This is a genomic window from Comamonas testosteroni, assembly GCF_014076415.1.
Lineage (GTDB): Bacteria > Pseudomonadota > Gammaproteobacteria > Burkholderiales > Burkholderiaceae_C > Comamonas > Comamonas testosteroni_F.
Genome location: NZ_CP043568.1, coordinates 5,475,631 through 5,488,806 on the forward strand (window position 1 = coordinate 5,475,631; position 13,176 = coordinate 5,488,806).

10 protein-coding genes are annotated in these 13,176 nt (G+C 63.6%); 4 read left to right on the forward strand and 6 right to left on the reverse strand.

Going from position 1 to position 13,176, the window contains the following annotated elements; translation table 11 throughout:
* Nucleotides 1–149: 149 nt before the first annotated feature.
* From F0P97_RS25195 to F0P97_RS25205, 3 genes are all read right to left on the reverse strand, one after another.
* Nucleotides 150–3,272: an efflux RND transporter permease subunit gene (locus tag F0P97_RS25195; RefSeq protein WP_182284809.1), complete on the reverse strand. Its 3,123-nt coding sequence runs from the start codon at nucleotides 3,270–3,272 to the stop codon at nucleotides 150–152.
* Between the two features lie 145 nt (nucleotides 3,273–3,417).
* Nucleotides 3,418–4,746: an efflux RND transporter periplasmic adaptor subunit gene (locus F0P97_RS25200; RefSeq protein ID WP_182284810.1), complete on the reverse strand. Its 1,329-nt coding sequence runs from the start codon at nucleotides 4,744–4,746 to the stop codon at nucleotides 3,418–3,420.
* A gap of 15 nt (nucleotides 4,747–4,761) precedes the next feature.
* A complete protein-coding gene (locus F0P97_RS25205) occupies nucleotides 4,762–6,033 on the reverse strand; it encodes a TolC family protein (protein WP_182284811.1) in 1,272 nt (423 codons plus the stop codon).
* A gap of 147 nt (nucleotides 6,034–6,180) precedes the next feature.
* On the opposite strand from F0P97_RS25205, the gene F0P97_RS25210 reads away from it, so the two are divergent.
* Complete coding sequence (locus tag F0P97_RS25210) at nucleotides 6,181–6,870, forward strand: heavy metal response regulator transcription factor (protein WP_182284812.1); 690 nt, start codon at nucleotides 6,181–6,183, stop codon at nucleotides 6,868–6,870.
* A 10-nt stretch (nucleotides 6,871–6,880) separates the two neighbouring features.
* Here the strand turns inward: F0P97_RS25210 and F0P97_RS25215 are convergent, their stop codons facing one another.
* The gene (locus F0P97_RS25215; RefSeq protein ID WP_182284813.1) at nucleotides 6,881–7,222 is read right to left on the reverse strand and encodes a DUF5713 family protein; all 342 of its coding nucleotides are present in this window, start codon (nucleotides 7,220–7,222) and stop codon (nucleotides 6,881–6,883) included.
* A 59-nt stretch (nucleotides 7,223–7,281) separates the two neighbouring features.
* Between F0P97_RS25215 and F0P97_RS25220 the strand changes: the two genes are divergently transcribed.
* The 3 genes from F0P97_RS25220 to F0P97_RS25230 all read left to right on the forward strand — a co-directional run bounded on the left by F0P97_RS25220 (nucleotide 7,282) and on the right by F0P97_RS25230 (nucleotide 9,739).
* Nucleotides 7,282–8,703, forward strand: a complete 1,422-nt coding sequence (locus F0P97_RS25220) for a heavy metal sensor histidine kinase (RefSeq protein WP_182284814.1) — start codon at nucleotides 7,282–7,284, stop codon at nucleotides 8,701–8,703.
* A gap of 99 nt (nucleotides 8,704–8,802) precedes the next feature.
* The gene (locus F0P97_RS25225; RefSeq protein WP_232538056.1) at nucleotides 8,803–9,207 is read left to right on the forward strand and encodes a hypothetical protein; all 405 of its coding nucleotides are present in this window, start codon (nucleotides 8,803–8,805) and stop codon (nucleotides 9,205–9,207) included.
* 100 nt (nucleotides 9,208–9,307) lie between these two features.
* On the forward strand, nucleotides 9,308–9,739 hold the full coding sequence (locus F0P97_RS25230; protein ID WP_182284816.1) for a hypothetical protein: 432 nt from the start codon (nucleotides 9,308–9,310) through the stop codon (nucleotides 9,737–9,739).
* A gap of 103 nt (nucleotides 9,740–9,842) precedes the next feature.
* Here the strand turns inward: F0P97_RS25230 and F0P97_RS25235 are convergent, their stop codons facing one another.
* Nucleotides 9,843–10,805: a siderophore ABC transporter substrate-binding protein gene (locus F0P97_RS25235; protein ID WP_182284817.1), complete on the reverse strand. Its 963-nt coding sequence runs from the start codon at nucleotides 10,803–10,805 to the stop codon at nucleotides 9,843–9,845.
* Nucleotides 10,806–10,884: 79 nt separating this feature from the next.
* Nucleotides 10,885–12,906, reverse strand: coding sequence for a ligand-gated channel protein (locus F0P97_RS25240; RefSeq protein WP_182284818.1), 2,022 nt, complete (start codon nucleotides 12,904–12,906; stop codon nucleotides 10,885–10,887).
* Nucleotides 12,907–13,176: the final 270 nt, after the last annotated feature.

Sequence of the window (13,176 nt, forward strand, 5' to 3'; positions counted from 1 at the left end):
GTTTCAGTGCGTTTACTCACATCGGTCCAGCGCTCAGAATTCGCGAGCCTTGCTCGGCACGAAGCGCCATGCAAAAAGGGCCGATGCATTCGCATCGGCCCTGTGCAAAAGACATTGCAACGCCGGTCAGAGCGCTGACGCTTGCATGGCTATTGGCGCTTCTGGTAACCGAGTCTGTACAGCAGCGGCAGCACCAATAGCGTCAGCACCGTGGACGAGAGAATGCCGCCAATCACCACCGTGGCCAGCGGCCTTTGCACCTCGGCCCCCGTTCCCGTGGCAATCGCCATGGGCACAAAGCCCAGCGATGCCACCAGAGCCGTCATCAACACGGGACGCAGACGGGTCAGCGCTCCTTCGGTGACGGCCTGTTCAACGCCCATGCCCTGCTCGCGTAGCGAGCGGATATAGGCAATCATCACCAGACCGTTGAGCACGGCCACGCCGCATAGGGCGATAAAGCCGATGGCCGCCGAAATGGACAGCGGAATGCCGCGCAGCCACAGCGCCGCAATCCCGCCCGTCAACGCAAACGGAATGCCGGTGAAGACGATGAGACCGTCGCGTACATTGCCGAACATGGCAAACAACAGCGTGAACACCAGCACCAGCGCCACGGGCACCACGATCATCAGGCGCTTGCGGGCGGACTCCAGGTTCTCGAAGGTTCCGCCCCAGCGCGTCCAGTAGCCTGCAGGCAACGCAACGCCTTCAAGTTCCTGCTGGGCCTGCGCCACAAAGGAGCCGATATCTCGCCCGCGCACATTGGCGCTGACAACGATACGACGCTTGCCATCCTCGCGGCTGACCTGGTTGGGCCCCGGTGCCAGCTCCACCGTCGCCACCGATGACAGCGGCACAAAGCCCAGACGCCCGTCGCCGCCGCGCGGCAGCGCGATCGGCAGGCGGCCTATGCCGTCCACATCGCTGCGCATGGCCTCGGGCAGGCGAACCTGGATGGCAAAACGTCGATCTCCCTCGAATACCGTGCCGGCTTCACGCCCGCCAAATGCCGTGCTGATGGCATCTTGCACATCGCCCATGTTCAGGCCGTAACGCGAGGCTTTTTCGCGGTCGATCTGCACCGTGAGCATGGGCAGACCCGTGGTCTGCTCGACCTTGACCTCGGAGGCGCCAGGAATCTTCTGCAGCATGGCGGCTACGGCCTGCGCGGACTTTTCCAGCTGAGCCATGTCGTCGCCGAAGATCTTGACGGCCACATCGCTGCGCACGCCCGAGATCAGCTCGTTGAAGCGCAGCTGAATCGGTTGCGAGAACTCGTAGTTGCTGCCCGGAATCCTTTCCACAGCCTCTTGTACGGCAGCCAGCAGATCGTCACGCGAGCGTGCCGGATCGGGCCATTGCTCACGCGGCTTGAGCATGATGTAGCCATCCGAAATATTGGGCGGCATGGGGTCGGAGGCAATCTCTGCAGTGCCGGTGCGCGCAAACACTCGCTCGATTTCAGGGAACTGCTTTTTGAGCTCGCTCTCGATCTGCATCTGCATCTGCACCGACTGCGTAAGGCTGGTGCCCGGTATGCGCAACGCCTGGATCGCAAAGTCGCCTTCATTGAGATTGGGCGCAAACTCGCTGCCCATGCGCGTGGCCAGCAGCAGACTCAGGGCGACAATGACGCTGGCCGCCGTCAGCACCACTGCAGGTGCATGCATGACCTTGTCCAGCACCGGCGCATAGGCACGGCGCGCCCACTCCATCAGACGGTTTTCCTTCTCGGCCACCTTGTCGCCCATGAACAGCGCAATCGCGGCAGGGATGAAGGTGATAGACAGCAGCATGGCACCCAGCAACGCGATCACCACCGTCAGCGCCATGGGGTGGAACATCTTTCCTTCCACACCGGTGAGCGCAAAAATGGGCAGATAGACCACCATGATGATGAGCTGACCGAACAACAACGGACGCCTTGCCTCCCTGGCTGCCGCAAACACTTCCTCGAAACGTTCGCTGCGGGTCAACGATCGGCCTGCTGCGGCCTGCGCATGGGCCAGCCGACGCACGCAGTTCTCCACGATCACCACCGCACCGTCGATGATGATGCCGAAGTCCAGCGCCCCAAGGCTCATCAGATTGGCGCTGACGCGCATCTGCACCATGCCCGTAAAGGTGAACAACATGGACAGCGGAATGATGAGCGCCGTGATCAGCGCTGCCCGCAGATTGCCCAGAAACAGGAACAGAATCGCCACGACCAGCGCCGCACCTTCGATCAGGTTCTTCTTGACCGTGGCAATGGCTTTGTCCACCAGATTGGTGCGGTCGTACACCGTCACGGCCTTCACGCCAGGCGGCAGGCTTTTGTTGATCACCTGCATGCGCTCATGCACCGCCTGCGCCACTGCGCGGCTGTTCTCGCCAATCAGCATGAACACCGTACCCAGCACCACTTCGCGACCGTTGTCCGTGGCAGCCCCCGTACGCAGCTCGCGGCCCAGGCCCACATCGGCCAGATCGCGCACGCGAATCGGCTGGCCTTGCGCCGACCCCACGATGACTTCGCGAATATCGGCAATGCCCCCCACCTGCCCCGGCGCGCGGATCAGATACTGCTCGCCCTGGCGCTCGATATAGCCCGCGCCCACATTGGCGTTGTTGCGCTCCAGCGCCGCGACGATGTCGGCCAGCGTGAAACCATAGGCCGCCAGCTTTTGCGGCTGCGGCGCCACCAGATATTCCTTGGCGAAGCCGCCAATGGAGTTGATTTCGGTCACGCCCGCCACATTGCGCAGCTGGGGCTTGATGACCCAGTCCTGAATCTCGCGCAGATCCATGGGCGTATAGGGCGACCCGTCGGGTTTGGTGGCGCCCTCATCGGCCTCCACGGTCCACAGATAGATCTCGCCCAGCCCCGTGGAAATAGGCCCCAGCGCAGGCGCGACGCCCGCTGGCAGGGCATCGCGCGCCTGCTGCATGCGCTCGTTCACCAACTGGCGTGCAAAGTAGATGTCCGTGCCGTCCTTGAACACCACGGTCACCTGGGACAGGCCGGAGCGCGACAGCGAGCGGGTCTGCTCCAGCCCCGGCAGGCCGGCCATCAGGGTCTCTATGGGAAAGGTGACGCGCTGCTCGGTCTCCAGCGGCGAATAGCCGGGCGCCGAGGTATTGATCTGCACCTGCACATTGGTGATGTCGGGCACGGCATCGATGGGCAGGCGCTGGTAGTTGTAGATGCCAAGGCCCACCAGGGCCAGCGTGGCCAGCATGACCAGCCAGCGCTGGGCAATGGCAAAGCGGATGATGCGCTCAAACATTCAAACTCCAAATATCTTCATCTGCCCTGCCACACCGGCGCAATCCAAACCAGAGACACCGAGCAAGAGCCGCCTCGCGGCGGGGCCGCCCAGGCGAGGGTATCGTCCCCTGGGGAAAGGCGCGCAGCGCCTCAGGGGGTTCCATTCAATGCACATGCTCGGCTGTTGCCTTGCCAAGCTCGGACTTCAGGACGAAGCTGCCGTCCTTCACATAGCGCTGGCCTGTACTCAGGCCCTGCAGCACTTCGGTGTTCTGGCCATCCGTCTTGCCCAGTTTCAGGGCCTGCGCCTTGAAGCCGCCGTCCACCGGCACGAACACCACGGGCTTGTCGCCGTCGATCTTCTGGATGGCCGCACTGGCCACCGTCACCGCCGCCTTCTGGCCGGCGGCCGTCAGATCCACATTCACGAAAAGGCCCGGACGCCAGATGCCATCCGGGTTGTCCAGGGTGATGCGTGCCGGTGCCGTGCGGGTTTCCTGCCCTATCAGGGCGCCCACATAGGCCACCGTCCCCGTGGCTTTCGATTCAAAGGCCGTCGCATGCACAGTGGCCTGTTCGCCCACGCGCACAAAGGGCAGGTCGCTGGCAGCCACCTTCATTTCGGCCCAGACCGAACGCAGGTCGGAGATGGTGAACACGGCCGTGCTGTCCTGCACGGCCTCGCCCACGGAGAGATGCTTTTCCACCACCACCCCATCGAAGGGCGCGCGCAGCTCGAAGCGGTTCAGCGCCCCGGCAGAGCCCGAGCCGGCACCGATCGCAGCCAGCTTCTGCTGCGCATTGGCGGACGCGATTTCGGCCTCGCGCAGTGCCTGCTGGGCCTGCAGATAATCCTGCTCGGCCGAGACCTTTTCCTGCCACAGCTGCTTTTCGCGCTGATAGGTGGTGCGCGCCAGTGCGAGACGCTTTTGCGCGGCCATCAGCTCGCTGCGCTGCTCGGATACCGCAGGGCTGGTGAGGGTGGCCAGCAACTGACCCTTCTTCACCACCTGCCCCAGATTGGCCGCCACGCTCTCCGCCACGCCGGCCACCCGCGGCACCACATGGGCCGTCCTGTCCTCGTTGAAACGAATCTCGCCCGGCAACTGCAGCATGCTGGCTATCAACGCCGGGCCGGCCTCGGCCAGCGCCACGCCAGCAGCCTTGGCACGCTCGGCATCGAGCTTGAGCAGGCCTTCATCCTCATCATCCGCATGAGCGGATTCGGGCTTGACTGCGGGTTTTCCGGTGCCTGCTGCCTGTTCATGCCCAGGCTCGCTGTCATGGTCATGCCCCTCTTTTTCGCCATGCTCATGCCCGTTCTTTTCTTCATGGGCATGACTCTTGTCTGCAGCACCGTGACCATGGCCTTCGGCGCTTGCAGCCGCTGGCTGCGTACCGTAGACAATCGCTGCAGCAGCAGCCGCACCGAGCGCCAGAATGATGGCGATGGCAATCGCCGTGCGGCGGGGCTTGGGAGATGTGGAATTCATGATACGTGCTTGTTCCTACTCAAGACCGGGTACATCGCCCAGTTGGCGGGTGATGTCGGCAGCCGCCTGATGGGTTGCCACCAACTGCTCCAGATATAGGCTGCGTGCCTCGGCCAGCGTGCGCTGGGCATCCAGAACTTCCAGATAGCTGAACTTGCCCAGGGCAAAGCCCTTGGCTGCAACTTCGTAAGCGGACTCGGCCGCCGGCAGGACCTGCTGCGCCAGTTGCTCGGCCTGGGCCCGGCTGGTCTGCAGCTGCTCGCGTTGCTGCTGCAACTGTGCGTACATTTGCTGGCGCGTGGCCATCAGCTCGTCCTCTGCCTTGTCGGCCAGACGCAGCGCCTGCAGCTGATTGCCGCGGTTGCTGTCCAGGATCGGCAGCGGCACCGAGACACCCACCACCAGCTGATTGCGTCCCACTTCCTGTGCACGCTTCATGCCCAGACTCACGCTGGGGTCAGGCAGGCGCTTGGCACGCTCGAGCTCGGCGACGGACCTGGCTTGAAAAACGGCCTGCTGCGCGCGCAGCATCTGCGGTGAATGCTCCAGCTTTTCCAGCATCAAGCCTTCATCGGGCAACACCGGCAGCTGCGCCAGCTCCCCCACCGCGCTGCCAAATGCCGCAGGCTGCGCTCCCCACAGCGCCGCCAGCTGCTGACGTGCCACACGCAGGCCGGAGCGCGCTTGCGCCAGCGCCAGCTCGGCACTGCTCTCGGCCACGCGGGCCTTGGTTTCCTCCAACGGAGCCACCTTGCCTGCCAGCACGCGCTTGGACGCAGCATCGCGGGCACTGCTGGCAATCTCCAGCGTCCTCTGGTGCAGCTGCACGCGTTGCTGGCCGGCCAGCACATTGGCAAAAGCCGTTCGCACATCGGCACGCAAACCGGCCTGCGCAGCCTCCAGCTCGGCCCTGGCCAGTTCGCGACCATGCCCGGCTGCCTTCATGCGGGCCTCGCGCTTGCCGCCGATCTCTATGGACTGGTTCCATTGCAGAGTTATGGACCTGGTTTCGCGGCGCGTGTCTTCCTGCGAATAGGCCAGTTCGGGATTGGGTCTGGCGCGACTCTGGATCAGCGCCCCCTCGCTGGCCGCCAGGGCCTGCGCTGCCGCCCGCAGACTGGGGTTGTGCTCCATGGCCAGCGCCAGTGCGGCCTGCAGGCTTATGGGAGCAGCTGTTGCCGCTGTTGCTGCTGCTGTTGGCGCAGCTTGTTGCGCCCAGGCACAAGGCACAAAAAGGCCCAAACCGCTGCCCAGCAACACAGCGGCCGCCTTGGTGATGAATGTCATGGTGATGCTCCGCCGGCATGCCTGCCCTTCCATTGGCAGTCTTGTGCAAGCGGAGCAAATCTAGCCTCGCGGCCCCCACAGGGTTCTGACCTCAAGATGACAAATTTGTCATCTTCGCAAACGACCGACTTGCTCGACAATCTACGCATGAAGCTTCTAGTCATCGAGGACGAAACCAAACTCGCCGAATACCTGCAAAAAGGCCTGGGCGAGGAAGGCTTTGTGGTCGATGCCGCACACAACGGCATTGACGGCCTGCACCTGGCCACCGAGCAGCCCTACGACCTCATCATTCTGGACGGCATGCTGCCCGGCATAGACGGCCTGGCCGTGCTGGCGGCTCTGCGCCAGTCCCGCCAGACGCCGGTGCTCATGCTCACGGCCCGCGCCCAGGTGGAGGACCGCGTCAAAGGACTGCAGGCCGGCGCCGATGACTATCTGGTCAAGCCTTTTGCGTTTTCAGAGCTGGTGGCCCGCATTCATGCACTGCTGCGCCGTGGCCTGCAGGCCACGGCCACGCCCGAAGCCACGGTGCTGCGCATGGCCGATCTGGAGCTGGATCTGCTGCGTCACCGCGCCACGCGTGCGGGACAGCGGCTGGACCTGACGGCCAAGGAGTTCAATCTGCTGAGCCTGCTGCTGCGGCGCCAGGGCGAAGTGCTGTCGCGCACCGAGCTGGCCTCCCAGGTCTGGGACATGAACTTCGACAGCGAAACCAATGTTGTCGAGGTCGCCGTACGCCGCCTGCGCCTCAAGCTCGACGCGCCGTTCGAGCTGCCCCTGCTGCACACGGTGCGCGGCATGGGCTATGTGCTGGAGCTTCGCCTCGATGCCTGATAGCAGGTGCTCACCATTCGCGTAGAGCGATCAGTTCCTCCACATCCGCATCTTCAAAACCATAAGCCTTGGCAATGGCCTCGAAGTCAGCCGCAATGCATTCACGTGCCGCCGTTTCCATCTCGCTGCCCTGCTCTTCGAACTCCTGCTGCAGATCGTTGAAACGCTCGGTCGCAGCGTGGGTCAATCGATACAGCTGCTCCAGGTTCTGCGGCTTCTGCTGCTCTATCTGCAGGCAGAGTTCTCTCAGAATATCCTCGCCCTTGCGCACCAGTTCTTCGGGAAAGTAGCTGTCCTCGTACATCTCCAGCAAGAAGGCGTAGTTGTTCATGATGGCGTTACCAAGACTCATGGTCCGTTCCTTTTTCCAGCAAACCGCAAACAATGAATCTTCCAGCATAGCAGCCACTCATGACCGCTGATCACGTCTCTCCAAGCGCTCCTCAGATCCCGAACCTGAGCCGCCGGCTGTCGCGCTCGCTGGCCCTGCAGACCATGCTGGGCCTGGGCCTGGTCTGCGTGGCCGTGTACTGGGGTAGCTGGCTGGCACTGGCCCAGCGCCAGCAGGAAAGCCTGGAGCAAAAGCAGGTCACGGTGACGCATCTGCTGCAACAGGCCCGTGCCAACCGCTCTGCGTCCAGCATGCAGCACATGTTGTCCGACTTTCTCACGGGCCACGAGGATATGTCGATCCGCGTCAGCTATGCCAGCGGCGCGCTGCTGTTCGAGAAACTGCACCAGCCCCTGGACGATGTTCATAGCGCACGGCGCAGCTTCAGCGTCGTGCTGCCAGCCCATGCGGATCAGCAGGAACAGCAGCTCGTGCAGGTGCTGCTGATGCTGGACCGCCGCCCCGACGATGCCCTGCTGCGCCAGCTGGCCTGGATTCTGGGCCTTGCCGCCGTCAGCGGTGCGCTGCTGGTGTCGCTGTTCAGCGCCTGGCTGGTGCGCCGCGGGCTGGCACCTCTGCATTCGCTGGTGGAGCAGACCCGGCAACTGGGCGCCAAGGATCTCACGCACGACTGGCAGACCAGGCTTGACGACAGCAACCAGCCCCAGGAGCTGCGTCCGCTGATTGCACAGTTCAACGCGCTGCTGGAGCGGCTGGCAGTGGCCTACCGGCAGATGGAGGCCTTCAATGCCGATGTGGCCCATGAGCTCAACACCCCTCTGACCACGCTCATCAGCAGTTGCGAGCTGGCTCTGCGCAAGCCCCGCGATGCCGACGAGCTGCGCGATATCCTGGCTTCCAATCTTGAAGATCTGCAGCGCATGGCCGGCATCGTGGCGGACATGCTTTTTCTCTCTCACGCTGATCGCGGCGAAAGCGCGCACCGCATTCAGGTGGCCAGCCTGGCCAGCCTCGCGGACGAAGTGGTGGAGTATCACGAGGCAGCGCTGCAGGAAGCAGATCTGCAGGTGCGGGTGCAGGGCGATGCACAGGCCCAGGTCGATGCGCGATTGCTGCGCCGGGCGCTGTCCAATCTGCTGGGCAATGCCACCCGCTATGCCACGCCGGGAAGCTGCATAGAGATACAGATCAGCACGCCGCAGGCCGGTCAGGTCACGCTGGCGGTGCAGAACCAGGGCCAGGCCATTGCCGCCGAACACCTGCCCAGGCTGTTTGACCGCTTCTACCGCTCGGACGCAGCCCGCAGCCAGGCCGATCGCAACCATGGCCTGGGCCTGTCCATCGTGGCCGCGATCGCGCGCATGCATGGCGGACAGGCGTTTGCACGCTCCGACCTGTCCGTCACCAGCATCGGGCTGAGTCTGCCTACGGGTCAGGATGCGCAAGCCCGGGCGCCTGTTTCATCCGGCAACCAGGTGTAAATACCGGGGATGCCCACAAGCAGCACCGCGCGGGGATGACATGGAGCAGCGCGGTCAGGCCGCAAGATGGCCGGCCGTGCATCGCTGAAAGGAAACACCATGCATTGCTTGAGACATGCGACCGGCCTGGTCCTGGCTGCCAGTGCAGCTCTCGGCCTGCCCGCTCTGGCTCAGGGCCGGATTCCCGATATGCAGCAGGCCGGCGCACTGCGCTATAGCTGCGGCGGCATAGGCGAGGATGAATCCACGCTCATGCGCGCCGCGATGAAGGACTACCCGCTGTCGCTTTTGTTTGCGCAAAAAGATGGGGCCTATCTGGCCAATGTGGCGGTCGAGGTCAGCTCCGGCAAGGACAGCAGCCGCTTCACGGCCAACGGCCCGGTCTGCCTGATCCAGTTGCCCGCCGGAAGCTACAAGATCACGGCTACCACCAAGGATGGCGCCAGCCAGACCCAGGCGGCAGAGATCGGCAAGGGCCCGCATCAGCTGGACTTCCGCTACTAGCGACAAGCCGCTGGCCGGTGGCGGCAATGCCCCGGGGCCGTCCAGGGGAGATGCGCGCGGGCGCGCTCTGCGAGGCCAGGCAATGAGGACAATAAGCGCCATGTCCCAAGATCAAGACGCATCCACCTATCAAGCCCATCTGCAGGCCGGCAACGCGCTGGTGCAGCAGGCCCAGAAGATTGCCACGCAGGACTTCGAGCAGGCCCGCGCACTCTGGCAGGCCGCCGGCAAGGAGTTCTACCTGGCGCACAAGGCCGATATGAGCGAGCCCGAAGCCGCCTTTCGCCTGGCACAGGCCTGGATGGCCGAGGCCCATGCCCTGCAGAAGGAAGAGAACAAGAACGCGCTGGTCATGTGGGCCAACGCCGCTGCGCAATGCGAGCTGGCCTTTGACCTGGAGCCCGAGAACGGCCGCATCGCCATGACGGCCGCCAGCTGCCATCTGTTTGCCGGCCAGGCCGATGCCGCCAAGGCCTGGCAGCTGATTGGCAAGCAGCTGCTGCCGCCCGAGCCTTCCGCGCCCGCCGCCTGATATTTTTGATAGCTTGCAGCGCTTAATAACAAAGGGTTTCAATGCTTTTATGCATTGAAACCCTTTATTCATTGGAGAAAGCAGCTATTAAATTAATGCTCTCTCAAAAAGCCTGGCGTTCGAGCGCGGTGCGAATCTGCTGCGCATTGGCCCGCATGGCCTGGGGGCCGCTGCTGCCCAGCAAATACCAGATCTGCGGATCGACGAACACCACTTGCTGCTTGCGGCCTGCACGGGTGTTCTTGATGGTGTCGTTGTCGAACAGCTCACGCGACGGCAGAACCAGCTGGCCGTCCTTGTCCCGGGTGCTGCCCGTGCCTGCATTGCGGTCGATCACGAACAGCCATTCCGGGTCTATCCTGGCGATATCGTCCATCTTCAGCGCAATCCCGCGCGCCTGCGCCGGATCTGCGGGCAGGGCTGGCTTGACGCCCAGCACGTCATGCAGCAGACCGAAGCGCGAGCCCGGCGTCTGGGCGCTCATGTTTTTGTTGACGGCCAGCACCAGCAGGCCCGGTGCTGCCTTGGCCGCAGCAGCGCGGGTGGCTTCCACATCGCTTCGCACCTGCTGCATGAGCTGCGCGCCCTGCGCCTGCTTGCCCCAGAGGCTGGCCAGCAGGTTCACATTGCGCTGCATATCGCCCAGCAAGTCCTTGCCCGAGGTGCTCAGATCCAGCGTGGGTGCGATACGGCTCAGCGCTTCGTACTTGCCGGCCGAGCGGCCGGCCACCACGATCAGATCGGGGCGGATGCGGCTCAGCGCCTCGTAGTCGGGCTCGAACAGCGAGCCCGACACCTGGTAGCGGGCATCGGCGTAACCGGCCAGATAGGCGGGGAAATGGGCCTTGGGCACTCCCGTCACCGGCAGCTTGAGCGCCTGCATGGTGTCCAGCGAAGCCAGGTCGTACACCACCACGCGCTGAGGAGCCAGGGGCAGCTCGGTCACGCCCCTGGCATGCTCGACCTGGATACGGGCGGGCTGGGCCGCCTGCGTTTGCGCCCAGGCGGCGCCGGCCATCATCAGCAGTGCCAGAGTGGTGGCGCGACGACTGATCAGTTGTTGCATGAAGAACCTTGAAAAGCAAAACAGAAGAAAAGTCGGCAGCCCTTGCCGCGCATCCCGACAACGGCTGCGATGACCAGGATCAGAACTTGACGTTCATGCCCAGCCAGTAGCGGCGGCCGTCGAGCACGGTGTCGTAATTGACACCGTCATAGATGACCTGCTTGTCCAGCAGGTTGTAGATACCCGCATACAGCGTGACGGTCTTGTTGAGCTTGTAGGAGCCGCCCAGATCCAGCATGGTGTAGCTCTTCTGGGTGAAGCTGCCCGAGGATGCTCCGCCCGTGGGCGCGCTTTCCTTGCCGCGGTAGGACGCCTTGAGCCAGCCATTGAGCTGACCCGTTGGGCTCCAGTCCAGCGAGACATTGAACAGATGGCGCGGCAGCTGGTTCAGCGGCAGGCCGGCAAACTCGCCGCTCTTTTGCTCGGACTTGGTGAAGGTGTAGTTGGTCTTCAGGCGCAGCGCCCTGCTCAGCTGGGTGCCCAGCGAAGCCTCCAGGCCACGCGTGATGGCGTTGTCCACATTGATATTGGTGGTGGGCACGCGGCCCGAGCTGTTGAGCGGGCCGCAGCTGGGGCAGGCCACGCGGGTGATCTTGTCCTCGAACTCGTTGTCGAACACCGTCAGTCCTGCCGTAGTGCCGGCGCCGCTGTCGTAGAGCACGCCGATTTCCTTGGTCAGCGAGGTTTCGGGCTTCAGATCGGGGTTGCCGTAGATATTGCCGCCACGGCTGCTCTGGCCCCAGTCACCCACGGTCTGACGCAGCGACGGCGCGCGAAAGCCCGTGGAGACGCCGCCCTTGACCGTCCACTGCGGGGCCAGATTCCACACGCCATACAGGCGGGGGCTGACCTGGCCGCCGGCCTGGCTGTCATGGTCGTAGCGCAGGCCGCCGGTCAGTGCAAAGTCCTGGTGCAGACGCCATTCGTCCTCGGCAAACACGGCCCACTGGCTGCGGTTGATGCTGGTGCGGCTGGCATTCGGCAAGGTGTTGGTGGTGGTGTCCGTCAGGTCCTGCTCGTTGTAGCTCACGCCCGTGGTCAGCAGATGACTGGCCCCCAGCGGCGCCACCCAGCTGCTGTTGAACACCGTGTTCTTGATGGTCATGTCGCGCGACAGGTTGCGCGTCTTTTCCTGCTGCAGATAGGTGTCCGAGGACGCCCAGCCCCAGCGGCCCTTGTGCTGCAGCGAGAAGTTGTCGCGCTCGAACTTGCGGTCGCTGAGTGCGGCCGTGGCCGCCAGCGTCTTGCCCGGCGTCGAGGTGTAGTGCTGCTTGCCCGTGCCCAGCTCGGCAATGATGTCGTGGTCCTTGTTGGGCGTCAGCGCCAGCTTGACGTTGAGCGCGCGGTTGTCGTAGTCGTTGTAGCCGTTGAGGATGTGGTCCTCGCCGCGCTTGTTGTAGTTGCCGTAGATGCTCAGGCCCAGCAGATCGGTCTGTATGGGGCCGGACAGATAGAAATTGCTCTGGTAGATATTGCCCGAGGAAGAGCGCTCCTGCAGCGTGGCCTCGGTGCGGATGGAGCCCATCCACTCCTTGGCCACCTTGCGCGTGATGATGTTGATCACACCGCCCATGGCGTCCGAGCCGTAGAGCGAGGACATGGGGCCGCGCACCACCTCGATGCGCTCTATCGCCTCCAGCGGCGGCACCCAGCTCTGGTCGGTTCCGGTGGAGCCGTTCGCCTGGGTTTCTCGGGTGTTGGTGCGCTTGCCGTCCACCAGGATCAGGGTGTAGTTCACGCCCATGCCGCGCAGGCTGATGTCGTTGGAATTGTTGTCCGAAGGCACCAGATTCACGCCGGGCACATCGCGCAGCGCATCGTGCAGATTGTTGTAGCTGCCTTTTTCCAGCTCTTCGCGGGTAATGACGGAAATCGAGGCCGGCGCATCCTTGATCTCCTGCTCGAAGCCCGAGGCCGTGACCACCACTGTCTCCAGAGATTTCTCCTGCGCCGCCGTCAGCCCATGGGTCAGCAGGCCGGCAGCCGCCAGCGCCATGCCCAGCATGGGACGCAGCGACCGGCAGGCTGTGGACAAAGGACGGGAAGACGAAGAAACGCAGGCCGTGGCGAAGCCTGCAGCAGCGGCTGCATGAATTTGCATGATGAGTTTGGACAAAGATGCACATCGACCAGGCACGGCTGCGCCCCATGGCCAGAGCCACGGACAGCAGGTACAGGTCAGCGAAGCATTCGCACTGTTGGAGTGATGAAGAAGGCAATCACGATCTGCGCATGAGATCGTCGTGGCTACACCATGCAGCGGGGCATGGCGGCATGCGGCCATTCAATGGGCATGCCTGGCTGGGTCATAGATTGCAGCAAGGTCTTCTTGTTGCGAATAGTTCTCATTGTAAACACAAACAGCAAGCAC

What these genes read in the sequence shown, in the direction of transcription:
- F0P97_RS25215 (WP_182284813.1), bottom strand. Translation starts at nt 7,222, where the DNA reads ATGAGTCTTGGTAACGCCATCATGAACAACTACGCCTTCTTGCTGGAG.
- F0P97_RS25235 (WP_182284817.1), bottom strand. Translation starts at nt 10,805, where the DNA reads ATGCAACAACTGATCAGTCGTCGCGCCACCACTCTGGCACTGCTGATG.
- F0P97_RS25205 (WP_182284811.1), bottom strand. Translation starts at nt 6,033, where the DNA reads ATGACATTCATCACCAAGGCGGCCGCTGTGTTGCTGGGCAGCGGTTTG.
- F0P97_RS25210 (WP_182284812.1), top strand. Translation starts at nt 6,181, where the DNA reads ATGAAGCTTCTAGTCATCGAGGACGAAACCAAACTCGCCGAATACCTG.
- F0P97_RS25200 (WP_182284810.1), bottom strand. Translation starts at nt 4,746, where the DNA reads ATGAATTCCACATCTCCCAAGCCCCGCCGCACGGCGATTGCCATCGCC.
- F0P97_RS25240 (WP_182284818.1), bottom strand. Translation starts at nt 12,906, where the DNA reads ATGCAAATTCATGCAGCCGCTGCTGCAGGCTTCGCCACGGCCTGCGTT.
- F0P97_RS25195 (WP_182284809.1), bottom strand. Translation starts at nt 3,272, where the DNA reads ATGTTTGAGCGCATCATCCGCTTTGCCATTGCCCAGCGCTGGCTGGTC.
- F0P97_RS25220 (WP_182284814.1), top strand. Translation starts at nt 7,282, where the DNA reads ATGACCGCTGATCACGTCTCTCCAAGCGCTCCTCAGATCCCGAACCTG.
- F0P97_RS25225 (WP_232538056.1), top strand. Translation starts at nt 8,803, where the DNA reads ATGCATTGCTTGAGACATGCGACCGGCCTGGTCCTGGCTGCCAGTGCA.
- F0P97_RS25230 (WP_182284816.1), top strand. Translation starts at nt 9,308, where the DNA reads ATGTCCCAAGATCAAGACGCATCCACCTATCAAGCCCATCTGCAGGCC.